A 25,801-nucleotide genomic window follows, 5' to 3' on the forward strand; every position below is an offset into this window, starting at 1 on the left:
TATGTACATGGTGCCTCAGGGCAGAATCGAACTGCCGACACACGGATTTTCAGTCCGTTGCTCTACCGACTGAGCTACCGAGGCAAATATATAAATCGATATATTTGCTTAAAAATAGGTAAAAAAAATGGCGACCCCGATCGGATTTGAACCGACGATCTTCGCCGTGACAGGGCGACATGTTAACCGCTACACCACGGGGCCGTGTACTGAGTACTTATATACTATACCATAGGTATTACATCTTGGCAATACCTATGGTCAATTATATATATTCCTAAAATGCATACTAATTCTATTAATAACAATTTGGTTTTCTATCACGGAACACATTAATTTTAGAGCGAATGTGGTCTACAATGTCTAAATCAATAGTTACTATGTGAGTTTGCGGCGTTTCATCACATTCTAATAACACTTCACCCCAAGGGTCTACTACCATCGAGTGACCTGCCATTGGTAATTTACCAATAGTTCCACAACCATTAACACTACAGAAAAACATTTGATTCTCTATAGCCCTAGCTTGATTTAATATTTGCCAATGATGTAAACGTAACAATGGCCATTGAGCTGGCAAAAAGAATAATTCTATCCCTTGTAATGCTGATTTACGAATTAGTTCGGGAAAACGAATATCATAACATGTGGCACTGGAACAAAGCACACCATCTAATGTAAAGTTATGAATCGAATTACCACCCGTGAAATATTCATTTTCTTTGGCAGGACTAAACCCATGCATCTTATCATACGTAGATAGCAATTCCCCTTTGCGGTTGTATACATAGGTTCTATTGTAGATAGTGTCTCCTTCTTTAACAGCCACTGATCCACCAAAGATATTCACATGTTCTGATTGCGCCAATTCACCCAACAAAGCTTGCGCCCGTTGACCTGATTCATCTGCCAATGCATGTAACTCTGGACCCGTCATAAAGCCCGTATTCCAAGTTTCTGGCAATACTACTACATCCACGCCTTGCTTAGCAATCGCTCGTACACAAGTTTCCACTGTTTCAAAATTACTATCTATTTGTCCAATCTCTGTAGCTAATTGAATGATACCTAATCGTAACTCTTTCATCATTCCTCCTAAATGTGCCAAGCCATATGATCAGTAAAGTCATTTGGCTCTAATGGCAACGCATGCCGTCGTGGTACATAGGATCCTTTGTCAAAACGATCTACTTTAGGGCGACGATATATAATATGCTCTGGTTCCGTTTCAAAAATGATCACATTCTTTGGTACATCTCGTTTAATGACCAGATTACAGCCTATTTTTGAACCTTTTCCTACCGTAATATCACCTAGCACTTTTGTGCCTGCACCGATAAGCACATCATCTTCCACCGTAGGATGACGTTTTATCTTACGAGAATCCATCCCTCCAAGAGTCACCCCATGAAACAGTGTCACATTATCTCCTACAATAGCAGTTTCACCAATGACAACCCCCATACCATGGTCAATAAATAAGCCTTTACCAATTTTCGCACCTGGGTGAATTTCTATGCCCGTTACTCGACGTGCATGTAATGCTACTCGCCGGGCCAAAGTAAACCAACCTTTTCGATATAGACGATGCGCAAAAAAATGCCAAAATAATGCTGTTATATGAGGATATGTCCACACTACCATATACCAAGAGGTAGCAGCTGGATCAGATTGTAATACACGCTGTATATTGTATCGAATAGAATTCCATACCTCTCTCATAAATTCCTCCCTATACACAGATAGCATGGCCTAGACCATGCTATCTTTTGTATCACAATCGATTAAGAATGAATCCAATCTACACTTTCAAATTGAATCATAGATAGATATTTTTCTACTCCATCTGGAGCTACCACGACAACGTCTACATCTGGGAATTTACGACCATATTGACGAGACACAAAAATCGCAGCTGCTGATGAAATACCAATACCAATACCAGTTTCACGCATGAAGTTAGCTACTTCTTCGATGGCATCTTCATCGGTTACTGTTTGTACTTCATCCATCAAAGAAGAGTCGAAGTTTTCTGGAATAAATCCAGCTCCAATACCCTGAATTTTATGAACCCCACCAGTACCGCGAGAAATAACTGGAGAGCCTTCCGGTTCTACGGCCACCGCTTTAATATATGGGTGTTGCTCTTTTAAAGCTTTTGTTACACCTGTGAAGGTGCCACCTGTACCAATGCCAGCTACGAAGATACCTACGTTAGGCACATCGCGCAAAATTTCTTTCGCTGTTGTTTCATAATGTGCATGTGGATTTGCTGGGTTAACAAATTGCCCCAAAGTCACTGCATTAGGATAGTTATCAAGAATTTCTTGTGCCTTTCCAAGAGCACCTTTCATACCTAATTCTTTTGGAGTTAAAATTAATTGTGCTCCATAGGCTTTAATTAATTCACGACGTTCCTTACTCATACTTTCAGGCATAATAATGATTGTTTTAATGGACAACATAGCACCTAGCATAGCTAAAGCAATACCGGTATTACCACTTGTGGCTTCTACAATAATAGTATCGTTTTTAATTAAGCCTTTTTCTTGCGCATCTTGCAACATACCAAGAACAGCACGATCTTTTACACTGCCACCGGCATTGTATTTTTCTAATTTCACATATACATTAGTATCTGGAATTCGATAAATTGGTGTGTTTCCAATTAAGTCAATTGCATTTTTTACAACAGCCATACTTATTCTCCTCTACTTAGACTTCAATATAAAACACTTAATTTTATTCCTATTCTATAGATAGGATTTGATTTTGTCAACTACATTCTTCTCAAAATTTTACTTATTTTGATTGAAAGCCACCATGCCCCATACGAATGCAATCTTCTTTTGTGATTCGTACATCTGCTAATAAACGTGGCGTTATCACATCAAAAGCGCTCGGATTATTGTACAATACACCACCTGGTACCCCCAGTACTGGCGTACTATCTTCCAAATACGCAATGCACACCATCGAGCCTGGCAACACTGGTAGCCCATAAGTAACTACTTCTTTCGCACGACGTGCAATGGCACCTGGAGTTAAATCATCAGGATCTACACTCATACCACCCGTGCAGAAGATAATCTCTGCCCCTTGGGACTTTACTTTGTCTATGGCCTCCACAATTTGATCAGTATTATCTGGCACAATTTCATGAGCTACCAGTTCTACACCATAATCCGCTACACGGTCTTGGATAACCGCTGTGAAAGCATCTTGAATGCGCCCTGCAAAGACTTCACTACCTGTAGTAACAATACCCATTTTTTTACGCACAAATGGATAGACTTGTAAGATAGGCTCCTTACCTTCACGTAATCGTTTCGCTTCTTCTAACTGCCATGCTTCTAATAATAATGGAATACATCGCATGCCTGCTACCGGTTGCCCAGCTTTTACAGGTGTGCCGTGTAATCTTGTAACAATGGTCAACTCCCCAATACTATTGATCTCATGCAATCCTTCCACATCCACGGTCAATACACCATCATGATTTGCCAAGGCTTCAATTTTGCCTTGTTGTACTGGGGTAGGGCTGAGAGATGGATGTTCACAAAAACGATATAATTCTTCTGCTACTTGCTCCTCATGAACCAAATTATAGTCGGATTCTTCCATTACATAAATATGCTCTTTTCCTAATTGCAATAATATTTCCACATCTTCCGCTCTGATGATGTGTCCTCGTTTAAATGGTGTGTCTTTTACTTCTCCAATGACGATGCGCACAATATCGTGGCATAGTGCTTGACCCACTGCATCTTTTACATGTATTTCTTTCATTTTAGTATCCCCACATTCGTTTACCAATGGTGAAAGCTAGCCCGCACAGGCCATACCCAACCAATACCTGTCCACCCATGTAGGATAGCATATACCACAAACCTTTCTCTTGCAGCATATATCCTTCAAAGATAAAGGTAGAAAAGGTTGTCAGTCCACCTAAAAACCCTGTAATACATAACAGTTTAACCCAAGGTGATACATTAGGTTGCCCTTCAATATATGCCATACCCAATCCAATAAACATGGAACCTATGATATTTACTAGCACCGTTCCCCAAGGATACAGTGCTCCTTTCGTGACCATATACTGTCCAATGCCATACCGCGTCATGGCACCAATAGCCCCACCAATAGCCACTGCTATATATACATTCATAATCAAACTCCTTTATTCCTTTATTATACACCACCCTAAGCGGATTATATACTAAACTGCGAATTTTTCTCTCTCGATTTATATATAAGTTGTTATAGTTACGCCCTATATTAGAAGTACCCACTATTTTTTTCACTATATGTCGTACCAACATTGTACACACATTACATCTCTCATGTAGCATAATCTAGTACGTATACTAGATTCATACACGCTACATACCAATATAACTCCTACTACGTGTTACAGAGAGCTTATCTATAAGCGCTATACTAAAGAACGCCCACATAGACTACCTAGCTCAACTACTTTGATACAACAAAAAGAACTGCCTATTTCTAAGCAGTTCCTTTATATACATTAGTTTCCAGGATTTTTTACTAAATCTTGACCCGCAATACCAGGGCGCGTCATTTCTTTAGGAGAAAGAATATAATCCATTTCTTCTTTCGTTAACAATCCTTGTTCTAGAATGATTTCTTTTACGCTACGATCAGTTTCCAACGCTTCTTTTGCCAAAGCAGAGGCATTTTCATAACCAATATGCGGCAACAAAGCTGTTACGATACCAACAGAACGTTCTAACCAATATTCACATTGTTCTTTATCTACTTCAAGGTCAACTAACAATTTATCTACAAATGTGTTTACCGCATTTTTTAAGTAGCACATAGAGTTGAACAAGTTATAAGCAATCACTGGTTCCATAACATTTAATTCGAATTGTCCATTTTCTACGCCAAGAGAAATTGTCAAATCATTGCCGATAACTTGGTAACAAGTTTGGTTCAATACTTCCGCAATTACTGGATTTACTTTGCCTGGCATGATGGAAGAACCCGGTTGACGTGGCGGTAATTTTAACTCACCAATACCACAACGAGGGCCAGATGCCATTAAACGGAAGTCATTAGCCATTTTAATTAATACTAGGGCTGTTACTTTCAATCCAGAAGAAATATCCGCAAACACATCTGTATTGTTCGTAGCATCAATTAAGTTGTCCGCCGTAATGAACGGTTCTCCTACAACACGGGATAATTCATCTACAACAGCTTTGATATACGTAGGCTCTGCATTCAAGCCTGTACCCACAGCAGTAGCCCCCATATTCACAGTATGTGCTTCTAACATAGCAGATTTGATACGACGAATACCACGGCGCACGCCAGATGCATAAGCACCCATTTCTTGACCTAATGTAATTGGCACCGCATCTTGTAAATGAGTACGACCCATTTTTAAAATTTCTTTATACTCTTCAGCTTTTTTATCTAATTCATCTGCTAAACGACGAAGTGCCATTAATAAAGGTTTACTTTTCATAATCGCACATACTTTGATAGCTGTTGGGAAAGTATCATTTGTAGATTGTGCCATATTCACATGGTTATTCGGAGATACGATGTCATATTGACCTTTTTCATACCCTAAAATTTCCAAAGCACGGTTCGCTAATACTTCGTTCATGTTCATATTAAAAGAAGTACCTGCTCCTCCTTGGATAGGATCTACAGGAAATTGATCATTGAAATTACCACGCACCACTTCATCGGCAGCACGACTGATGGCTTGACCAATTTTTTCATCTAAACGGCCAGTACTCATATTCGCTAAAGCACAAGCTTTTTTTACCATAGCCATAGCTTTTACGAAATCTAAGTCAATTTGTTTACCTGTAATAAAAAAGTTTTCAATACCACGTAATGTTTGTACTCCATAGTACAACTCATCGGCTAATTCTAATTCACCTAGAAAATCATGTTCTTTTCTCATAGTATACCTCATTTCATATAACATCATATGTATCTACTGTATAAGCTTTGTGTATATGATATACCTGTATTATATCATGTATCTTGTATACAAAATAGGTGCATGCTTTCTAGTTCCGAATAATGCCTCCTTGTACATCTAATAAAATAACTAAAACTCATAGCAATCATTAATTTTACTCATTTTTGTATATTTCTATAGACTATATAGGAATATATATGATATAAAATTTATGTTATAAATACATCCAGTTCTATATTACAAGGACCCTCTGCTATATAGGAAACATATAAAAGCTAACTCCAACTACACTCCAGAAGAATAAATGTGGTTCCAACCGCACGCAAAAAAGCATAAAAAGTGGCGCCAACCGGGAGCCAACAAACTCAAATTATATCTTTTTAACCCCTTTTAGAAAACAAAAAACCCAGTAACTAAATTAGCTACTGGGCTTATATTTGTATTGAATTATTCTGCTGTGAATGGCAACAACGCGATAGCACGAGCACGTTTAATTGCAAGTGTCAATTTACGTTGATGTTTAGCACAAACACCAGAAATACGACGTGGAAGAATTTTGCCACGTTCAGTCGTGAAACGACGAAGTTTAGCAATATCTTTGTAGTCGATTTGATCAGCATGGTCAACACAGAAGTTACATACTTTTCTTCTTGGTTTTCTGCCTCTATCTCTTCTCATTGAGAAACCTCCTTTGATATAGTTGTGGAGTTCTTAGCTTAGAACGGAATTTCTTCACCTGCGCCTGCACCGGAACCTGCACCAAAATCATCAAAATTGGATGCACCACCGTCAAAGGCATCAAATGATTGCGTATCTAAGGCTTGTCCCACGAAATTAGCAACTACTTCTGTTACATATCGTTTTGTACCATCTTGTGCTTCGTAAGAACGAGTCGCAATACGACCTTCTACAAAACAACGGCTGCCTTTACGCAAGTTTCCCGCAGCTTCTCCTAATTTTCCCCAAGCTACACAATTTACAAACGCTGTTTGTTCCTTAGTCTCGCCATTTTGATCCACATATGTATTGGATGCAGCTACTGTGAAAGTAGCAACAGCACGACCAGTTTTTGTGTAACGCACCTCAGGGTCACGAGCTAAATTCCCTAAAAGTTGTACAGAATTCATATCCTCAACCTCCTTAGGCTATTATTCTTCGTGTTTTACAATCAGGTGTCTAAGAACGTTATCGTCGATTTTAAGTACGCGGTCGATTTCTTTGATTTCGCCAGGAGCTGCTTCAAAGTTAATCAATACGTATACGCCATCAGTATGTTTATTTACTGCATACGCTAAACGGCGTTTACCCCAAACGTCAACTTTCTCAACTGTACCGCCAACACGAGCAATTAAAGCCTCAATTTTATCAAAAGTAGCTTTGTTTGTCTCTTCATCAGCTGGTTTCACAATCACCATGACTTCGTATTTGTTCATACAAAATCACCTCCTCTTTCGGACTAACGCCCCTATCTTACATAGGGGTAGGAAGATGCTTACCATCAATAAGCCTTATTATTGTACAACATTCTAGTCTGAATTGCAAGAAAAATATGAAAATAGACATAGTCCCCAAGGAGCCATGTCTATTTCATTAACATACTAATTATGTATATTATGCTTCTGCTTGTTTTGCTAATTTAGCGTAACTTTCAGCTTCTACTTCTTCTTGTGTTCTAAAATCTTGTGGTAATGTAGATAATCGAATCCAACTACGAATTGCCTCTACTAATACAACAAGAATCATAATAAACATAGCTACAGAGAAGGCCACTAAAATCCATTTACCAGCTGGAATATAGTTGAAGAATACGTTTTCAATATCAGCAGCGACTGCTACAATCGCCATAAGAATAGTTGGAACACCTGTTACCCAAGCATACCGTTTTTTCCCTAAACGCATGATGATTGTTGTACTTACTGCCAATGTCATCGTACCTAATAATTGGTTAGATACACCGAATAATGGCCAAATTGTGCCAATGTTGCCTTGTAATACTAGGTATCCCCACATGATACAAATCAATGCAGCACAACCATATACACCAGGAGCCCAATGTTGGTCATTGAATTTAGGCCAGTATAAGCCAAGTAATTCTTGTAATAAGTAACGACCTACACGAGTACCTGCATCAATCAAAGTCATGATGAACAAGGCTTCAAACATAATACAGAAGTGATACCAATAGCCCAATAAATGATCCATATTAGGTAGGCGAGAGAAGATATGTGCCATACCTACTGCTAAGGATACAGCGCCACCAGGACGATGCATCAAGTCTTCCCCTACTAGAGCTGATAACGCTGGTAATTCATGCACTTGAAGTCCCAAGGCTCTAAAAGATTCTGCCGTAGAGTTGATTGCAAAATAATCATCTGGATGCAGTGCAGTAGCTGCAATCATTGCCATCATAGAAATGAAAGATTCTGTTAACATACCACCATAACCGATAGGTAATACTTCTCTTTCATTTGTTAACATTTTAGGTGTTGTACCTGTTGCGATAACCGTATGGAACCCAGATAAAGCACCACAAGCAATGGTAATGAAAATATATGGGAATACAGAACCTTTCAATACAGGACCGCCACCCCAAATATATTCTGTCACTGCTGGCATTTGGATTTCAGGCATAACGATTAGAATACCAAGTGCTAAGGCTCCTATAGTACCAATTTTTAAATAGGTAGATAGGTAATCACGAGGAGCTAATAACAACCAAACTGGTAATGCTGCTGCGAAGAAGCCATAGACAGCTAACATAATTTCAATTGTTTTCAAATCATAAATAAACCAAGATGCATATTCGCTAGCCGCTACATTGGGACCATAGATAATAGCTGCAAAAATAAGACCAACCCCAATGATTGTTGCTTCTTGAATTTTTCCCGGACGCAACCATTGTAGATAAATACCAATAAAAATTGCAATAGGAATTGTTGCAAACACTGAGAAAAATGCCCAAGCAGAGCCGTGAAGCGCATTGGCTACTACTACTGCCATACCTGCTAATGTAATAACAAGCAAGAATAACGTCGCTAGCATAGCACCTAAACCTGCAATTTTGCTAATCTCTTCACGTGTAATATCCGCAATGGATTTACCATCATAACGAATAGATGCAAATAGAATAACCATATCATGGACTGCACCAGCAAATACGGAGCCGATAAGAATCCACAGAGTACCTGGCAAGTACCCAAATTGTGCTGCAATTACCGGTCCTACTAAAGGACCTGCCCCAGCAATTGCTGCAAAATGATGACCAAATGTGACCCATTTATTCGTAGGCACATAATCGTGTCCATCATTGTGAACCATAGCCGGCGTCATTCGATACTTGTCTAAAGTTAATACCTTCGCCGCTATGAATGCCCCATAAAAACGATATCCTAACATTAAGATACACGCTGAGGCAATAACTAAATAAATACCATTCATGACCATACATACACCCCCTAAATGTTGGATGAGTCACGCTATATATACCCATTCATTGCATGACATCACCCTATGATCTATGCAAAAAAGTAAATTGGTATTTCTGATTTAATTATAGTTACAAATATCATCCATGTCAATTTACTATTTCTCATAATGGTACTGATTTAGTCTTAAAGAAATCCCGTATTTACAATACATTCTAGGCTTATGAAGTTTCTTTATTCTCAATATAATAAGATTTCATGCCCTTTCAGAATGCACAAAACACCTTACATTGTATGCCCAGAACAGCTTTCCAAGTATGTTTTATAGTCATTTACAACGTTGATAAATGATTCCCGACCCATAGCTACATTCAAAGCATTTCTCCATCTTGCTGCCTCTGGCAATCCTTTGATATAAAAGCTAGCATGTGTTCGAATCTCACGAGTCGCCAAATCTACACCTTTGTAGTGGCACAACAAATCATAATGACGAATGAGCATAGCAATACGCTCCGAGCCTGTTGGATTCTGATTATACTGCCCTGTTTCTAAATAGTCTTTAATTTGACGGAACAACCACGGATTCCCCTGCGCCGCTCGCCCTACCAAGATCGCATCACAGCCGGTGTATTCCAACATCGCTTTCGCACTTTCTGGAGAGTTCACATCACCATTACCTATCACTGGAATCTGCAAAGCAGACTTCACCTCTTTAATGTAATCCCAATTGGCCTTACCACTATACATCTGTTCACGAGTACGACCGTGAACAGCTACCGCAGCGACTCCTACGGATTCCATACGTTGTGCCATATCCACTACATTGATAGATGTATCATCCCATCCAAGGCGCAATTTAACAGTCACTGGAATATGTACTGCTTTCACAGCTGCCTCCGCCACCTTCATGGCTAACTTTGGAGTCTTCATTAACGCAGAGCCATCTCCAGAAGATACTACCTTTTTCACAGGGCAGCCCATATTAATATCTACTATAGGCGCTCCCGCTGCCTCTACTACTTTTGCTCCAATGGCTATGGCTTCTGGATCTGACCCAAAAATTTGCATAGAAACAGGCTGTTCTACCGCTTCCATATAGAGCAATTCTTTTGTATGTTCATTATTGTATTTAATCCCCATGGCACTCACCATTTCCGTACACACGAAAGAGGCTCCCATTTCTTTTGCTAATAAGCGATAGGACACATCGCTAAATCCCGCCATGGGCGCTAACCCAATACGGCCAGGAATTATGACATGTCCTATGTGCCAGGATGTATTATTGATTTCTTTCATAAATAAGTCGTAATCCTTCTAATGTCATCATTGGATCAATGTGATCAATCACATCAGTTTCAGCACTAATGAGAGGCGCTAAGCCTCCAGTAGCCACCACTTTTGTATCCTCTGGCATTTCTCGTTTCATACGAGCCACAATGCCTTCCACTTGTCCAACATATCCAAATAATACGCCTGCCTGCATAGCACCAACTGTGTTGCGACCAATGACAGGACCAGGATTTTTAATTTCAATTCTTGGTAACTTAGCAGTGCGACCAAACAGGGCTTCTGCAGAGATGCCAATACCAGGAGATATAGCCCCACCTAAGTATATACCACCGTCTAATACAGCAGAATACGTCGTCGCTGTGCCAAAGTCAATGATAATTAAGTTTCCACCATACTTTTCATAAGCAGCCACCGCATCTACAATTAAATCGGCTCCTAGTTCACGAGGGTTTTCGTATTTAATAGAAATACCTGTTTTAATACCAGGGCCTACGAATAATGGTTTTTTGTGAAAATAGCGCAAACACACACGCTCTAACGTAGGGTTCAACGGAGGTACTACAGAAGAAATAATGACAGCTTCCACATCCTCTTTATTCACCTTTGGATCATGAAGAAATAAATTGCTCAACAACATGCCATATTCATCAGTAGTTCTCCCACGATCTGTAGAAATGCGCCAATGAGCCATAATTTCTTTTCCCTCATATACGCCTAATACGATATTCGTATTCCCTACGTCTACAACTAATAACATCTTAATATCCTCCTCCAGTGGAGCGTATAGACACATCTCCTGCTATGATACGTTCCTCTCGTCCATCCTCTAATTGAACGATCAAATTTCCATCTCTATCTAAATCTTTAGCATACCCTATATAATCTTTATCTGGCGCTTTTACCAGTACTTCTTTATATAAAGTTACACTATACTCTTTCCATTCTTCCAAGGTAGAGTCAAAGCCTTCTCGACACACCTTTTCATACTGAGCCTCTAAGGCTTTTAAAATTACAGCGAAGGCTTCTTTGCGATCTATCTCTATCCCAGCTATAGCAAAAGACATGACTTTATCCTTCAAATCCTCGCTAACTTCTTCTATCGTCGTATGCGTATTGATGCCAATCCCTAAGACAATATAGTTAATCTCTTCCATAGTGCCATTCATTTCTGTTAGAATACCCACCATTTTACGAGACCCTACCAATATATCATTCGGCCATTTGATGCCCGCCTCTGAAAGCCCCAAGGTACGGAATGCTTTCACTAAGGCAACTCCTGCCATTAAGGTACATTTTGACGCTTCCATAGGTAAGAACTTGGGTCTTAGAATTAAGCTAAACCAAAGCCCTTTTCCATAGGGAGAATACCAACCTCTAGATAAGCGACCACGACCGGAAGATTGTTCTTCTGCACATACCACTGTACCTTCTGGAACTCCATCCATAGCCAAGGCCTTTGCGATACTATTTGTGGAATCTAACCGTTCTTCATATACATAATAACGGCCAAAGGATTTTGTTTGTAATACCCCTTCCATCTCTTCAGGACTAATCAGGTTCGGCTCTTCTAGCAACCGATACCCTTTTTTTGTAAAAGATTCTATCACATAGCCTCGTTTACGTAGTACTTCTATATGCTTCCAAATCGCTGTACGTGACACCTGGCAAGCCTCTGACATCGCTTGCCCAGATACAAATTGATTTCTGTTTTCTTTTAAAAAGTCTAGTATTTCATCTCTCACGGCTTGTCGCCTCCTTACCTTTATCGAGGTTTACAATACGATTGTACAGAGGTCCTACATAAAAAGCAAGTCTTTTCTAAGTAATTCACCCTCCATAGCTATGCCAATTTGGTACACATACAAAAGGACTCTCATAATACACCTTGATTAAATCTAATATGCACAAAAGGTACCTTCCCCTAGGGGAAGATACCTTCCTATTAGCATCTTAGATTATTCTTTTGATACATCAATTTTATCTGGCATCACGATACCTGCCACTTCTAGAGGAGTTTTCTTACTATTCTCTTCCTCTTCTGCTTTTGCTTGTACTTCTTCTGGACTTAGTAAAGTACCATAGCGATACAAGTTTTCCACTTGCTTAGCATCAATTGTTTCTTCTTCTAATAAAGCTTTCGCCATATTATGTAAGAAATCAATATTTTCTGTTAACAAGTTCATTACATCACCGTATGCTTCTGCTACAATGCGATGCATTTCATTGTCAATTTTTTCAGCTACTGCTTCGCCATAATTGCGTTCAGAGCCTAAACTTTTACCTAAGAAGACTTGTTCTTGATGTTCACCAAATACCAATGGTCCTAGCTCATCACTCATACCCAAACGAGTAATCATTTCGCGAGCAATGTTCGTCACCATTTGTAAGTCTCCAGAAGCACCACTACTGATTTCTTTCAGTACAATCGCCTCTGCACAACGTCCACCCAAAGCCACGCGAATCTGTGCTAGCAATTGGGAACGTGTCATATAGTTTTTCTCTTCTTGTGGGAGCATCATTGTGTAACCACCTGCGCTACCACGAGGAATAATTGTTACTTTATGAACAGGATCTGCATTGGGCCATAAATGAGCCACAATGGCATGACCAGATTCATGGTATGCTGTCAATTCACGTTCTTTTTCACTCACCACATGACTTCTGCGCTCAGGACCATAGCTTACTTTTTCACTAGCTTCTTCTAAGTCATGCATGGAAATGGATTTGCGATCTTGACGAGCTGCTAACAACGCTGCTTCATTTAATAAATTGCTCAAATCAGCACCAGTAAAACCAGGTACTTTTTTCGCAATCGTTTTTAAATCCACATCTGGATCCAACGGTTTATTACGAGCATGAACTTGTAAAATTGCCTCACGACCACGAAGATCTGGACGACCCACTGTCACTTGGCGGTCAAAACGACCTGGACGTAATAAAGCTGGGTCTAAAATATCTGGGCGATTCGTAGCCGCAATGGTAATAATACCTTCATTGGCACCGAAACCATCCATTTCTACCAATAATTGGTTCAAGGTTTGCTCGCGTTCATCATGACCGCCACCAAGACCGGCACCACGTTGACGACCTACCGCATCAATTTCATCGATGAAAATAATGCATGGTGCATTTTTCTTAGCTTGACTGAACAAATCACGCACACGAGAAGCACCCACACCAACGAACATTTCTACAAAGTCAGAGCCACTAATGGTAAAGAATGGAACTCCTGCTTCCCCTGCTACAGCACGTGCTAACAAGGTTTTACCTGTCCCTGGAGGGCCAAACAATAAGACCCCTTTTGGAATTTTAGCCCCGATAGCATTGAATTTACCAGGATTACGTAAGAATTCAACGACTTCTTCCAATTCTTGCTTAGCTTCATCTGCACCAGCCACATCTTTGAAGGTTACATTGACTTTACCTTCTCCCTGCATTTTAGCACGAGATTTGCCAAAGTTCATGACGCGACCAGATCCACCTTGTGTAGACTGCATCATAAAGAACCAGAATCCAATAATCAATACAATTGGTAACGCAGATGTTAATAAGCTAACCCACCAAGCTGGTTGCTCAGGTGGTTGCGCCGTTACATCAACACCACCTTCGGACAATTTTGCAAAAATACCTGCATCACTAGGTGCATAGGTAGCAAATTCTGTACCAGATTTTAATTTACCTGTAATAGAATGATCCCCTGTAATTGTGACACTCTCTACATTTTTTCGTTGCACCTCTTGTAGGAACGATGTATATGTAATTTCTGATTTATTTTTTGTACCTTCAGAAAAAGAGTTAATCGCTGCTACTGCGGCGACAATTATCAACAAATAGAGGAGTACGTTTTTTAAGCCTCGCTTCAAAGTTTTCTCCTTTCTCATCTATAATCTAAATTGATACTTATTTATCATATCAAATTTTGTCGAATATATCAACGATTATTGATAGACTTCTTCTTTTAAAATGCCGATATAAGGCAATTGACGATATTTTTCATCGTAATCTAAACCATAACCAATGACAAACTCATCTGGGATGACAAAGCCTTCATAGTCTACATAAACATCTACTTTACGACGATCTGGTTTATTCAACAAGGAACAAAGACGAACACTAGCCGCTTTGCGGGATTGCAAGTTTTCTAGTAAATAGGACAAGGTTGTACCAGTATCCACTATATCTTCTACTACAATCACATGTTTTCCTTCTACAGGACGATCTAAATCCTTTAAAATACGAACTACGCCACTACTTACAGTACTACTACCGTAACTAGAGCAAGAAATAAAATCCATTTTTACATCGCCTTCAATATGACGTGCTAAATCTGTAAAGAATACAATGGCCCCTTTTAATACACCTACAAGGACAATTTCTTTACCTCTATAATCTTCTGTAATTTGACGACCTAATTCCGCCACTCGTTTTTGAATTTGTTCTTCCGAAAGCAATAATTCTTTTACTTCTGGTATCATAGTAACTCCTTATTAGTTAGCTCTATTTCTTTTCTATGTCACTACATAGAACAACCTTAATTGTATCATATGATGTCAAAACTTGCACCTGACGGAAACGAAATTCTTTTCCCTTTGGACCTTTGACTAAAGAACATAAACCATCTATAACTGCCTGATTCAATTGTTCTGGTTTCACATAAAGGCTTAATACTCGTTTCCATAGTCGGCTCACTAAGGCATCATGCTCACCCATCAGCCCTCGTTTATCCAACACTATGCCAGTTTTATCATGACTGACATAGTCCGATTCTAACCGTGTCACCTCTTGCTCAAAATAGGAGGTATCACATTCCGCCAATGCACCTAATCGATATAAGGCATTCACTGTTTGTGGATACCTTTCCGTACAGGTAGGTATCAGGACTTGTCGAATCCAATTCCTATCATAGGTCGTATCTTGGTTAGACGCATCTTCTCCATGAAAACACTGCAACCACTTAGCATAGTCTTGTAATACCTGTTTAGGTAAAGATATACAAGGTCTCCACAGATTTTCTGTGATAGTTTTCATTCCTTGTAAACCCTCTAGACCAGTTCCACGTAACAAGTGAGCTAAGATTGTTTCCCCTTGGTCATCTAAATGATGGGCCGTCACAATATATTCATATCCCTTATCTTCTGCAATATCTTGTAGATGAGTATACCTCAATTGACGTCCCATCATCTCAAAGGATATACCTTCCTCTTTGGCCTTATCACCAACATGTTCATGCACTGTATAGCAGGGCATACCAAATTGTATGGCATACCATTCTACTAGCTCCACTTCTTCTAAAGCCTCTACTCTAAGTCCATGGTCCATAGTAAATACGCCTACATTCGTGAATCCCTCTATATAAAAATAATGTAATAAGGCTATAGAATCTACCCCACCGGAACAGGCTAACAATAAAGGGGTATCTTTTGTTATTGAGTCCCCCATCGCTGCTGTCACTGCCTGCCGAAACCGCAATACAGTAGCCCACATATCTCCATATAAGGCTTTCTCTCGACTACGATTCATAGGGATAGTAGATTGATACATACGGTGTCGATACATATGATACTGATCAATACAATTTCCTCCATAGTATCTATTCAACACGGTGCGACTGTTATCTACTTGCTCTGCCAATTCTTCCATCGTCAGCAAGGGCACAACCATCTCCACATATTTGCGTGTTTCATTGGCCTTTTCCACTTCTATACTGGTGTGCAAATCTCCTTGACTTTCATAGGCATCTAACAAACTAGTCACCAAAGGCGCCCAAGAATAATAGGATTTATTTTGCACCATATTGCGCTTGCCACCCTTCTAATCCATCAGCTTCACTGACCACAATCGATCCAATTTGATAGGTATCCATAAGAGATGTAATAATCTCGGCCCCTGGCACAATAATATCTACACGCCCTGGTTGCAAACCTTTCACTTCCAACCGTTCTTCACGACTCATATACCGAAGCTGTAATATCATAGCTTCAATAGTACCGCGGTCCATACGATGCCCCTGTATTCGTCTAGGATCGTAACGTTCCATTTGCAAATCTATGGCCGCCAAGGATGTTGCGGTGCCACCAATACCAATAAACTCGCCAAACATTCCTTCAATGGGTAGTTCATCCCACATGCGCACAGTTTCTTCCCATACACGTTGTGGTCCCTCCCTAGATATATCTTGCATACGCACAGCACCAGCAGGATAGGATTTTGTAAAGTACACATGGTTCGCATCACCCAAGGCAATTTCCGTACTTCCTCCCCCTACATCAATCGTAGCATAGTGAAAGTCTGGATTTTCATAAACCGTAGCCCCTATAAATCCATAGGTAGCCTCTTCTTCACCACTTAGTACACGGTACTCCATAGGACACACTTGCTTGGCTTTCTCTAAGAAGTCCTTGCCATTTCCTGATTCTCGAATGGCACTCGTAGCAAGACCAATGCGGATAGTAGCCCCATAGTCAGTGAGTACCTCTTCTATTTCTTTGAGAGCCTGAACACCACGCTCTATAGCTTCCTCTGTTAATAGTCCATTACCATGACGTTTACCTAATTGTGTAGTCCATAATTGTTTCGGTTCATTCTGCCACTGCGAACCATCATAGGTTCCCAACAATACCCGAAACGAGTTAGAACCTAAGTCCACAATTCCAATCCGACTGCCTTGTTCTACTATACATTGTTCCATTTCTATCGCTCAACTTTCTATCCTTAGTTATTTATAATCATATCTATAGTCTATCCATGGTACACACAAAAAAAGTGATACTCTTGTATCACTTTCCCTTATCGAACATAGGGAACTTCCCCTGGCTTAACTAAGCCTAGTTCTTCCCGTGCTACACCTTCGATATGTTTATCATCTTCTAATAACTTCTTTTGTTCTGATAAATCTTCATTTTCTTTCTTTAATTCTTGCAACTGTTGTTCAAGTTGATGTTTTTCTTGATGTAAACTATAGATTGTATATACTTGCTGCACTACTACTATGGCAAACAAGATAAACAAGGCTAAGCGAACTTTGTCTAATTTTCTATTTACTTTTCTCTTTGCCGATCCTTTCGGTTTTCCATTTACATTTGCCATACCTATCACTCCTGTATTGTATCTATAATTGTATTATAGCATATGTAGACATTTCCGTGTACATTTCCTATAAAAGAGCGTGCTGAATACGATATCTCCAGTACATACAATAAAAAACGACCCCTTAAGAGGTCGTTTTTTATATGTGAATGTAAGGATTAACTATTCACCTTTGTAGTTCAATACTTTTTGAGTTACAGGTGTTGCATGTTTTTCGAAGTATTGAAGAGCTACTTCTGGGAACATTGCGTATGTTAATACGTCTTCTTCTGTTACGCCAGTAAAGCCTTTAGCTTCAAGATCAGCACGCATTTTTTCCATTTCTGGAGCTACGTCATCAGCTGGACGATGAGTGATAGGAGTTTCGTCGCCAATGATTAATTCTTTGATTTCTGGTTTTACAGCTGCTGGAAGTTGACCGTATTTACCACGAACTAGGTCTTTTACTTCAGCTGGTGTAGTGTTGTAACGAGGCAATCCTTGGGATTGGAACAACACGTTCATCATAGCCATTGTACCAACGATTTGAGATGTTGGAGTTACCAATGGAGGGAAACCAAGATCTTCACGAACGCGAGGCATTTCATCCATTACGTCGAAGAATTTGTCAGCCATACCCATTTCTTTCAATTGATTTTGAGTATTGGACAACATACCACCAGGAATTTGGTAATGACGAACTTCTGGCAATACTTCATGAGCTGGAGTCAAGCCGAATTCATCAGCGATTTCTTTACGAACGCCACGGAAGTATGTAGCTAATTCACGCATTTTAGCAAGATCTAAACCAGTATCGTATGGAGTGTTTTTGAAGATTTCAACGATAGATTCAGTAGCAGGTTGGCTAGTTGCATGGCCGAATGGGCTCAATGCAGTGTCGATGATATCAACGCCAGCTTCTACTGCTTTTAAGTATGTAGCAGATGCTAAACCGCAAGTGAAATGGCTATGTAAATCGATATCGAATTTTTCGCCAAATTCTTTGCGCAAATCTTTTACTAAGGATTCTGCATCGTATGGAGCTAATAAGCCGGACATATCTTTGATGCAAAGGGAATCAATACCCATTTCTTTCAATTCTTTAGCTACTTTTACGAAGCTTTCGTTAGTGTGTACAGGGCTGATTGTGTAAACCATAGTACCTTGTACATGAACGCCTGCTTTGTTACCAGCTTCGATAGCAGCACGCATGTTGCGAGGGTCGTTCAATGCGTCGAAAATACGGATGCGGTCCATACCATTTTCTTTTGCTTTGCGAACGAATGCTTCTACTACATCATCAGCATAATGTTTGTAACCCAATAAGTTTTGGCCACGAAGTAACATTTGCAATGGTGTGTTTTTTAAGTTTGCTTTTAATGTACGAAGACGTTCCCATGGGTTTTCATCCAAGAAACGGATACAGCTATCGAATGTTGCACCACCCCAGCATTCCAAAGCATCATAACCAATTTCATCCAATTGTTGTAATGCTGGAAGCATATGGCTCATACGCATACGTGTAGCCAAGATAGATTGATGACCATCACGAAGAACTGTTTCTACTAATCTTACTCTTTTTGCACTCATAATCCTTCTCCTTCACATTGACCCTCCTCTATCAAGACTCTACCACCTGATAGAAAGGGAATTATTAAATACATGAGTAACAGTTATCTCATGTATAATGTACATAACTATATTAGACTACTAAACGCCATCTTTGTCAACCTAAATACATGCTTTTTAATCATATGAATTTTATCGATGTAGTTACATGCATAGCCACTATTTTAGAGGAATTTCACCACTTTTGTTTCGATATTCATTGTCAACTGATGTATATCTACTTCACTTTTTTAGGCGCTGTTTCTAACACAATATGTTGACCATTTCGTTTTACCTGAATAGAAAAGTCTTTTACATCCTCTTTAAAATAATCCATTTTTATCGCTAGCAACAACTTGCCAATTTCTGTTTTTATCCGCTCTGTTAAAAACTCTTGATAAAAATCATCTTCCGTTTTATGTGACTTTACTTTGACCCCTAGTTTGTTACCTGTACTGGCATTATCTTTCAATATAGCAGTCTCAAAGGTTTCTGTTTCCACAAACCCTTTCATCATGTCCGCATCACTTAATCCTTTTTGGATTTTAAATTTCGCCATTTTTTAGTTCCTTCTTTCCATATGTCCCACAATTTTGTTTCTATTATGACTAATTGTTATAGCTTTTTATGAAAGACAGTGAATTTTATTACTGAAAGTTACATGTATCATATAATTCTTTATTGCTTTTTCTCAGAAGAACCGCTATCTTTAGCAGTCTCTTTATCCTTTAAGATAGAATCTACAGTAATTTCTGATAATTCTGTTGGGTTATCATAGGTATAAACTTTATTAAAACCTACCCCTAGTTTACCTTCATAGGCCTCTAAGGCACGATTTTTATCATCCACTTTAACAATGTAAATCAATTGTCCTTGGGTAACACCGATTAAACGGAATTTTCCTGGAGGGTTGATGGCACGCCATCCACCTTCTGTACCATTGAACATAAATACATCTCCAGTACGTACATTATCATAGAAGAATCGATCTTCATTGTAGAACATGCCGATACGCCCAATATCAGAAGCTTGCATATAGACACGACGCGTATCATAGTTTGCATCTGTGCGATATACACGATATGCACCGTCTCCGACACGGACCTTCATGTAGACTACATTCGTTGCCGCAGAGTACGCCACATCTGTAATACGCGATCCATTAGGAACAGAATTAATAGTTGTATCAATTTCATGTTCTGGTGCTTCTGGGTCAATACGAGCTAACATCACATCATTATGACGGCCACCAAATAAACCAACAATGGCTAAATTACGATCTGACATCCATTCAAAATAAGATACTTCCCGTTCTTTTAAATCCAAAGTAACAGGAGCTTCTTTACCAGCCGTGTATATATCCACACGATTTTGTTCCACTACAGCCATATATTTATGGTCATGAGAGTAATAGCGAGTTCCCTCTTTCACATCTGGAAAGTTTTTATCTACTTCCTCGCCATTGATCACCTGAAAATTTGTAGTAGGCGCTAAGTATACTTGGTCTAAATACAGGTAGACACCACCTTGCAAAACTAAGCCTAGCAAAAAGGCTGTTGTTACTTTTCCAAAGGTATTCATAGACTCTCCTATTTCACGATAAATACAGTAGGAATCATGCGTTCACCTAACAAATCTGCAGGCTTGTTCACAGTTTTACCATTATAGAACAACGTGGTGCTAGAACCACCATCCAAATTAGCTGCAATCACAGCCCCTTCTTGGTATAAAATATCTTGCACATCACGCAAAGTAGCTCCAGCAGAGTAGGCTTGACGTCCATCAATGACTAAGAATAGGACCGTCCCATCTTTCTTTTGAGCAATGGCTGTTCTAGGTCCAATGCCCCAGCCACCATCACCATCAGTAATCATCTTCTTACCATTTACGATAAGCGGTGGACCGAAAGTTAAACCTTCTTTGGCTCCCATCTCTTTCAATTCACGCTTGTTGTAAGTACCAGCAATTAAGTTACCAGATTTCGTAAAACCAATGAAATCTACATCTTCATCAGGTCCTACATCTTTACCTAATACATACTCTCCATCATGCAGGATAAATCCATACGGAGAACGCCCTGTTCCTGTCCCATTAGGGTCATGGAATCCACCCCCATTAATAGCCGCTACTGCCCCATTTAAACGAGCAATATTACTAGTCGTCTCGCCTTTTTCATTAAGATGAGGTGCTGTAGCTACCTGAACTCTTCGTGGATCTGGAATTTCTAGTAAATATCCCGTATACCGATTAGACTCAATTTTACGCAAATTCAATGTAGTATCTTCTTTTACATCAAACTTAAATAATTCTTGGTTTTCACCAGTCCCAACTGTACCCACAATTTTTTGTATTTCTTCAGGCGTATAGAGCCACGTAATATAATGTGGATGTCGAGACCGTAAAATAGCGCCTACTACGGTGCGTTTAATGTTATCAAAAGGGCCAAACAACACCACGATAGGTGATGTAATAGCTGTAAATATAAACATGAGAAGGATAAATTTTACCCATCCTTTTCTAAAAAAAGAACCCATATAATATGCTCCTTTATCTATTCCTATCCTATACTGCAGATATACTGTTGTCGTAATACCAACAGGCCTAAGTAAATACGATAGGCTATGTGTAATGTCTGTTAAGACTCCAATACTCGTAACTCTTCTATTCGATCAGAAATAGATACTCCTTCATAGGAAAAGTGATGATACACCTCTCGCAACGGTTCCAACACAAATTGGCGTTCCCAAAAATAGGGATGAGGTACCACTAAATTAGGTTCTTCTACACACACAACTTGACCTGCTTCAGTTTCTATCCACACAATATCTAAATCTAATGTCCTAGGTCCCCAATGGATCTCTCTCTGTCTACCCGCTAAACGCTCAATATGCCATATAGTTTCTAGCATGGTCAGAGGTTCTATGGTGGACTTTACTTTCAGAATCCCATTTAAAAATGGTCCTTGTTCCACTGGCCCCCATGGTGGCGTTTCTATCCAGTTCGAATGCTCTACACTAGTTACACCTTGTATACCTACTAGTTGATTCACCGCAAATGCTAAATATCCTTCTCGGTCACCTAGATTAGAACCGATACCAATATAATAGGTATACATTATAATTGCCCTCGTGTAATCACTACTTCTACATAATCTAGCACACCGGGGATCGGCGCTTCTGGCTTGCGTACTGTCACTGAAAGTCCTACAATCCCTTGATAGGTATTCCATAAATCATCTGCAATGAGTGTACCCACCCGTTCAATCAGTCGTTGTGACGGTCCTTCTACAATAGCTTTTGTCCGTTCGTATACATCTGCATAATTAATAGAATCTTCAATACTGTCAGATTGTCCAGGTTTCGTCAAATCTACACCAATAGAAATATCCACAAAGAATCGTTGACCTAATTCATTTTCGCTTGGTAGATTACCATGATACCCATAGAATGCCATGTTTCTCAAATTAATTCTGTCCATTACTCACCTCGTAATAGTACATCTGCTACGGTAATTGCCCTCTTATGCATTTCCACATTATGAACTCGCACCATATCTACACCTTGAATCATCCCTGTAATACAAGTAGCTACCGTTCCTTCATCTCGTTGATCCACGGGAATATCATTTAGTATGGTTCCGATGAAACGCTTACGGCTAGGCGCTAATAAGACAGGATATTCATACACTGTAATTTCTCCTAACCGTTGGATCACTTCCACATTTTGAGCATAATCTTTGCCAAAACCAATGCCTGGATCAAGCCAAATATTTTGTGGTTTTACTCCTTCTTTCAAAGCTAGATCCACCGAGGAGAAGAAAAATGCCTTCATATCATCGATAATGTCATCGTAATCAGTACTATTTTGATTGTGCATAATAATGACTGGCACATCATATTTTGCCGCTACCGCTGCCATGTCCTTATCATATTTTAAGCCCCATATATCATTCAATATATGAGCCCCCTGCGATAAGGCAAAATCAGCTGTTTCTGCTCGGTATGTATCCACAGATACAGGTACAGTAGAGCATTCTAGAACTGGCAACAGTACTTCTTTCATACGCTCTAATTCTTCTGCTACAGAGATTTGTGTATGCCCTGGACGAGTGGATTCTACGCCTACATCAAGAATATCTGCCCCTTGTTCTATCATAAGTTTTGCATGGGCTACGGCTGTATCAGAAGTATTGTAACGACCTCCATCAGAAAAAGAATCTGGAGTTCCATTCAAAATTCCCATAATTAATGTACGGTCTTTTAGCTCTAATTGTTTACCATCTTGCCAGTTGTACTTGCGGTACTTAAACATGATCGTTACCTCCTAATAACACCAATGCTTCCTCGCGTAATGTCCCCATGGGTTCTAATATACCTGTAGCCAGTATTGTTTTTGCTACAGTTTCCTGTGCCACTTCACCTTTCATAAGCATGCATAAATGGGTGGCTTCTACCATTACCATGGCACCCAATACATCGCCATCTTCCACTAAAGATGTGGCAATGTCATGGGTCAATCGTTCTTGTAATTGTGGGCGCTTGGCATAGACATCCACTAATGCTTTCAATCGGCCCAAGCCAAATACTTTACCATCTCGTGGTTGATACACAATATGTACTTTGCCATAGAAAGGCATTAAATGATGTTCGCAAATCGAATAAAAGGGGATATGATTCACTGATACAAGGCCAGTATGCTCCGTAGGATACACATCACCTAATGCCTCTTTTCCAGTGCTATAACACCCAGAAAACAAGCCTTCAAACAGCGTAGCTACACGTTTGGGCGTATCTGTCATGCCCTTTGTCTCTAAATTGATATCAAGACCTTCTAATAATTGGCGCACACCCATTATAGCTTGTTCTTTCATAGTCATCTCCTAAATAATTTTCGTGGTCCAATCTTCGATAGTCCAAATATCCGTTACCCAAGATTCGTAAAACTCAGGCTCATGACAAACTAGGACAATAGTTCCTTTAAAAGCTTGTAATGCCCGCGCCAATTCTGCTTTTGCATCCACATCCAAATGGTTCGTCGGTTCGTCCAAGACAAGCACATTATAGGACTCTTGCATCAATTTACATAGGCGAACTTTTGCATTTTCCCCTCCAGATAAGACGCGCATTTGACTGGTAATATGCTCATTGGTAAGTCCACAACGAGCCAAAGCCGCACGCACCTCAGAATTAGTCAAGGACGGATAGGCATCCCAAATATAGTCTAAAGCCGTTTTAGAATTATCTCGACTGTCTTCTTGAGCGAAATATCCAATTTGTAAGAACTCACCTTTTTCTATCTTTCCAGATAGAGCGGGAATCATACCTAATAAGGTTTTTAATAAGGTTGTTTTACCTAACCCATTCACACCTTGGATGGCAATTTTTTTCCCTCGCTCAATGACTACTTCAACTGGTCGTGTCAAGGGCTCATCATAGCCCAAGACAAGATCCTTCGCATCCACAATAAAACGGCTTGGGGTGCGTCCCTCTTTAAATCCAAAAGATGGTTTTATCTTTTCTTGTGGCTTCTCCAAGATTTCCATTTTTTCTAACCGCTTAGCTCTCGAGTTTGCCATACCACGAGTCGCTACACGGGCTTTATTCCGTTGAATGAAATCCTTCATATCTGCCACTTCTTGTTGTTGACGCTCGTAAGCACGCAAAGCTTGTTGCTTTTTCACTTCGTAGGCAGCTAGGAATTGGTAATAGTCTCCTGTATATCGTGTGAGCTGAGCTTGTTCAATATGGTAAATCACATTCACCACAGAATTTAAAAACTCCACATCATGAGAGATTAAGATAAAGGCATTTTCATAATTTTGTAAATAGTTTTGCAACCATTTAATATGGTCCACGTCTAAATAGTTTGTCGGTTCGTCCAATAACAGTATAGTAGGTTGTTCTAACAACAACTTTGTGAGCAACACCTTCGTCCGTTGACCACCACTGAGATCCATCACATCACGGTCCAGACCGATATCCATCAAGCCCAAACCCTGCGCAGTTCGTTCAATGGTAGCATCGATTTCATAGAATCCACGCTGCTCTAGCATCTCTTGCCACTCTCCAGTGAGCTCCATAAGCTCATTCATTCTGTCCTCAGAGCAATCGCCCATCTCTAAATAGGCATCTTGCAGTTGTTGTTCAATACCGTATAGAGAATCGAAAGCCCCTCGTAATACATCACGAATGGTCATCCCTTTCTCTAATACACTGTGCTGATCCAAATAACCCACCGTCACTTGATTGGACCATTCCACTTTTCCTTCATCAGGCATCAAGTGCCCTGTTATGATATTTAAAAATGTTGACTTTCCTTCTCCGTTGGCGCCGATCAGGCCTACGTGTTCGCCTTTCAGCAAACGGAAGGAGGCATCATCTAGTATTTGTCTTGCCCCAAATCCATGGGTTACATTGGTTACAGTTAAAACACTCATATTCATTCTCCAA

Annotated in this window: 27 protein-coding genes and 2 tRNA genes; all 29 read right to left on the minus strand. The window is 39.8% G+C overall.

Annotated features, from left to right (window positions below; all coding sequences use genetic code 11):
- Positions 1 to 8 precede the first annotated feature (8 nt).
- A tRNA-Phe gene (locus tag EO119_RS03625) sits at positions 9 to 84 on the minus strand.
- Positions 85 to 128: 44 nt separating this feature from the next.
- Positions 129 to 204 (minus strand) — tRNA-Asp (locus EO119_RS03630).
- Positions 205 to 298: 94 nt separating this feature from the next.
- Positions 299 to 1,087 (minus strand): carbon-nitrogen family hydrolase, encoded by a 789-nt coding sequence (locus tag EO119_RS03635; RefSeq protein WP_009353113.1) that lies wholly within the window; start codon positions 1,085 to 1,087, stop codon positions 299 to 301.
- Between the two features lie 8 nt (positions 1,088 to 1,095).
- On the minus strand, positions 1,096 to 1,722 hold the full coding sequence (epsC, locus tag EO119_RS03640) for a serine O-acetyltransferase EpsC (protein WP_009353111.1): 627 nt from the start codon (positions 1,720 to 1,722) through the stop codon (positions 1,096 to 1,098).
- A gap of 62 nt (positions 1,723 to 1,784) precedes the next feature.
- A complete protein-coding gene (locus EO119_RS03645) occupies positions 1,785 to 2,699 on the minus strand; it encodes a PLP-dependent cysteine synthase family protein (protein ID WP_126940721.1) in 915 nt (304 codons plus the stop codon).
- A 103-nt stretch (positions 2,700 to 2,802) separates the two neighbouring features.
- The gene (locus EO119_RS03650; RefSeq protein WP_126940722.1) at positions 2,803 to 3,789 is read right to left on the minus strand and encodes a molybdopterin-binding protein; all 987 of its coding nucleotides are present in this window, start codon (positions 3,787 to 3,789) and stop codon (positions 2,803 to 2,805) included.
- 1 nt (position 3,790) lies between these two features.
- Entirely contained in the window at positions 3,791 to 4,168 is a 378-nt protein-coding gene (locus EO119_RS03655) for a CrcB family protein (RefSeq protein ID WP_062401384.1), read from the minus strand.
- A 360-nt stretch (positions 4,169 to 4,528) separates the two neighbouring features.
- Positions 4,529 to 5,944 carry an aspartate ammonia-lyase gene (locus EO119_RS03660; protein WP_009353123.1) on the minus strand — a complete coding sequence of 472 codons (1,416 nt, stop codon included), beginning with the start codon at positions 5,942 to 5,944 and terminating at the stop codon, positions 4,529 to 4,531.
- Positions 5,945 to 6,412: 468 nt separating this feature from the next.
- Positions 6,413 to 6,643, minus strand: a complete 231-nt coding sequence (rpsR, locus tag EO119_RS03665) for a 30S ribosomal protein S18 (RefSeq protein ID WP_009353119.1) — start codon at positions 6,641 to 6,643, stop codon at positions 6,413 to 6,415.
- 38 nt (positions 6,644 to 6,681) lie between these two features.
- Positions 6,682 to 7,092, minus strand: a complete 411-nt coding sequence (locus EO119_RS03670; protein WP_009353084.1) for a single-stranded DNA-binding protein — start codon at positions 7,090 to 7,092, stop codon at positions 6,682 to 6,684.
- 21 nt (positions 7,093 to 7,113) lie between these two features.
- Positions 7,114 to 7,398 carry a 30S ribosomal protein S6 gene (gene rpsF / locus EO119_RS03675; protein ID WP_009353064.1) on the minus strand — a complete coding sequence of 95 codons (285 nt, stop codon included), beginning with the start codon at positions 7,396 to 7,398 and terminating at the stop codon, positions 7,114 to 7,116.
- 178 nt (positions 7,399 to 7,576) lie between these two features.
- A complete protein-coding gene (locus EO119_RS03680) occupies positions 7,577 to 9,409 on the minus strand; it encodes a carbon starvation protein A (protein ID WP_009353099.1) in 1,833 nt (610 codons plus the stop codon).
- A gap of 266 nt (positions 9,410 to 9,675) precedes the next feature.
- Positions 9,676 to 10,686 carry a tRNA dihydrouridine synthase DusB gene (gene dusB, locus EO119_RS03685; protein ID WP_126940723.1) on the minus strand — a complete coding sequence of 337 codons (1,011 nt, stop codon included), beginning with the start codon at positions 10,684 to 10,686 and terminating at the stop codon, positions 9,676 to 9,678.
- Positions 10,670 to 11,437 (minus strand): type III pantothenate kinase, encoded by a 768-nt coding sequence (locus tag EO119_RS03690; protein ID WP_009353081.1) that lies wholly within the window; start codon positions 11,435 to 11,437, stop codon positions 10,670 to 10,672. Before EO119_RS03690 ends, dusB begins: the two co-directional genes overlap by 17 nt.
- A gap of 1 nt (position 11,438) precedes the next feature.
- The gene (locus EO119_RS03695; RefSeq protein ID WP_126940724.1) at positions 11,439 to 12,422 is read right to left on the minus strand and encodes a biotin--[acetyl-CoA-carboxylase] ligase; all 984 of its coding nucleotides are present in this window, start codon (positions 12,420 to 12,422) and stop codon (positions 11,439 to 11,441) included.
- 213 nt (positions 12,423 to 12,635) lie between these two features.
- Positions 12,636 to 14,543, minus strand: a complete 1,908-nt coding sequence (gene ftsH, locus EO119_RS03700) for an ATP-dependent zinc metalloprotease FtsH (RefSeq protein WP_126940725.1) — start codon at positions 14,541 to 14,543, stop codon at positions 12,636 to 12,638.
- 75 nt (positions 14,544 to 14,618) lie between these two features.
- Positions 14,619 to 15,155 carry a hypoxanthine phosphoribosyltransferase gene (gene hpt, locus EO119_RS03705; RefSeq protein ID WP_126940726.1) on the minus strand — a complete coding sequence of 179 codons (537 nt, stop codon included), beginning with the start codon at positions 15,153 to 15,155 and terminating at the stop codon, positions 14,619 to 14,621.
- 22 nt (positions 15,156 to 15,177) lie between these two features.
- Positions 15,178 to 16,473, minus strand: coding sequence for a tRNA lysidine(34) synthetase TilS (gene tilS, locus EO119_RS03710; RefSeq protein ID WP_126940727.1), 1,296 nt, complete (start codon positions 16,471 to 16,473; stop codon positions 15,178 to 15,180).
- Complete coding sequence (locus tag EO119_RS03715) at positions 16,460 to 17,368, minus strand: phosphatase (RefSeq protein ID WP_126940728.1); 909 nt, start codon at positions 17,366 to 17,368, stop codon at positions 16,460 to 16,462. Before EO119_RS03715 ends, tilS begins: the two co-directional genes overlap by 14 nt.
- A 98-nt stretch (positions 17,369 to 17,466) precedes the next feature.
- Positions 17,467 to 17,766 carry a septum formation initiator family protein gene (locus tag EO119_RS03720; protein ID WP_126940729.1) on the minus strand — a complete coding sequence of 100 codons (300 nt, stop codon included), beginning with the start codon at positions 17,764 to 17,766 and terminating at the stop codon, positions 17,467 to 17,469.
- 162 nt (positions 17,767 to 17,928) lie between these two features.
- Positions 17,929 to 19,335, minus strand: a complete 1,407-nt coding sequence (locus tag EO119_RS03725; protein WP_009353080.1) for a pyruvate carboxylase subunit B — start codon at positions 19,333 to 19,335, stop codon at positions 17,929 to 17,931.
- Between the two features lie 256 nt (positions 19,336 to 19,591).
- On the minus strand, positions 19,592 to 19,912 hold the full coding sequence (locus tag EO119_RS03730) for a hypothetical protein (protein ID WP_126940730.1): 321 nt from the start codon (positions 19,910 to 19,912) through the stop codon (positions 19,592 to 19,594).
- Between the two features lie 119 nt (positions 19,913 to 20,031).
- A complete protein-coding gene (locus EO119_RS03735; RefSeq protein ID WP_009353093.1) occupies positions 20,032 to 20,934 on the minus strand; it encodes a hypothetical protein in 903 nt (300 codons plus the stop codon).
- An 8-nt stretch (positions 20,935 to 20,942) separates the two neighbouring features.
- Entirely contained in the window at positions 20,943 to 21,887 is a 945-nt protein-coding gene (locus EO119_RS03740; RefSeq protein WP_062401368.1) for a phosphodiester glycosidase family protein, read from the minus strand.
- A gap of 101 nt (positions 21,888 to 21,988) precedes the next feature.
- Positions 21,989 to 22,468 carry a 2-amino-4-hydroxy-6-hydroxymethyldihydropteridine diphosphokinase gene (folK, locus tag EO119_RS03745; protein ID WP_126940731.1) on the minus strand — a complete coding sequence of 160 codons (480 nt, stop codon included), beginning with the start codon at positions 22,466 to 22,468 and terminating at the stop codon, positions 21,989 to 21,991.
- Positions 22,468 to 22,830 carry a dihydroneopterin aldolase gene (gene folB / locus EO119_RS03750; RefSeq protein WP_009353117.1) on the minus strand — a complete coding sequence of 121 codons (363 nt, stop codon included), beginning with the start codon at positions 22,828 to 22,830 and terminating at the stop codon, positions 22,468 to 22,470. Before folB ends, folK begins: the two co-directional genes overlap by 1 nt.
- The gene (folP, locus tag EO119_RS03755; RefSeq protein WP_062401365.1) at positions 22,830 to 23,663 is read right to left on the minus strand and encodes a dihydropteroate synthase; all 834 of its coding nucleotides are present in this window, start codon (positions 23,661 to 23,663) and stop codon (positions 22,830 to 22,832) included. Before folP ends, folB begins: the two co-directional genes overlap by 1 nt.
- Positions 23,656 to 24,222, minus strand: coding sequence for a GTP cyclohydrolase I (gene folE, locus EO119_RS03760; RefSeq protein ID WP_126940732.1), 567 nt, complete (start codon positions 24,220 to 24,222; stop codon positions 23,656 to 23,658). The genes folP and folE overlap by 8 nt, the downstream gene beginning before the upstream one ends.
- Positions 24,223 to 24,231: 9 nt before the next feature.
- Positions 24,232 to 25,788 (minus strand): ABC-F family ATP-binding cassette domain-containing protein, encoded by a 1,557-nt coding sequence (locus EO119_RS03765; RefSeq protein ID WP_062401361.1) that lies wholly within the window; start codon positions 25,786 to 25,788, stop codon positions 24,232 to 24,234.
- Positions 25,789 to 25,801: the final 13 nt, after the last annotated feature.

It is taken from the genome of Veillonella sp. CNR 79/14 (assembly GCF_003992185.1).
Lineage (GTDB): Bacteria > Bacillota > Negativicutes > Veillonellales > Veillonellaceae > F0422.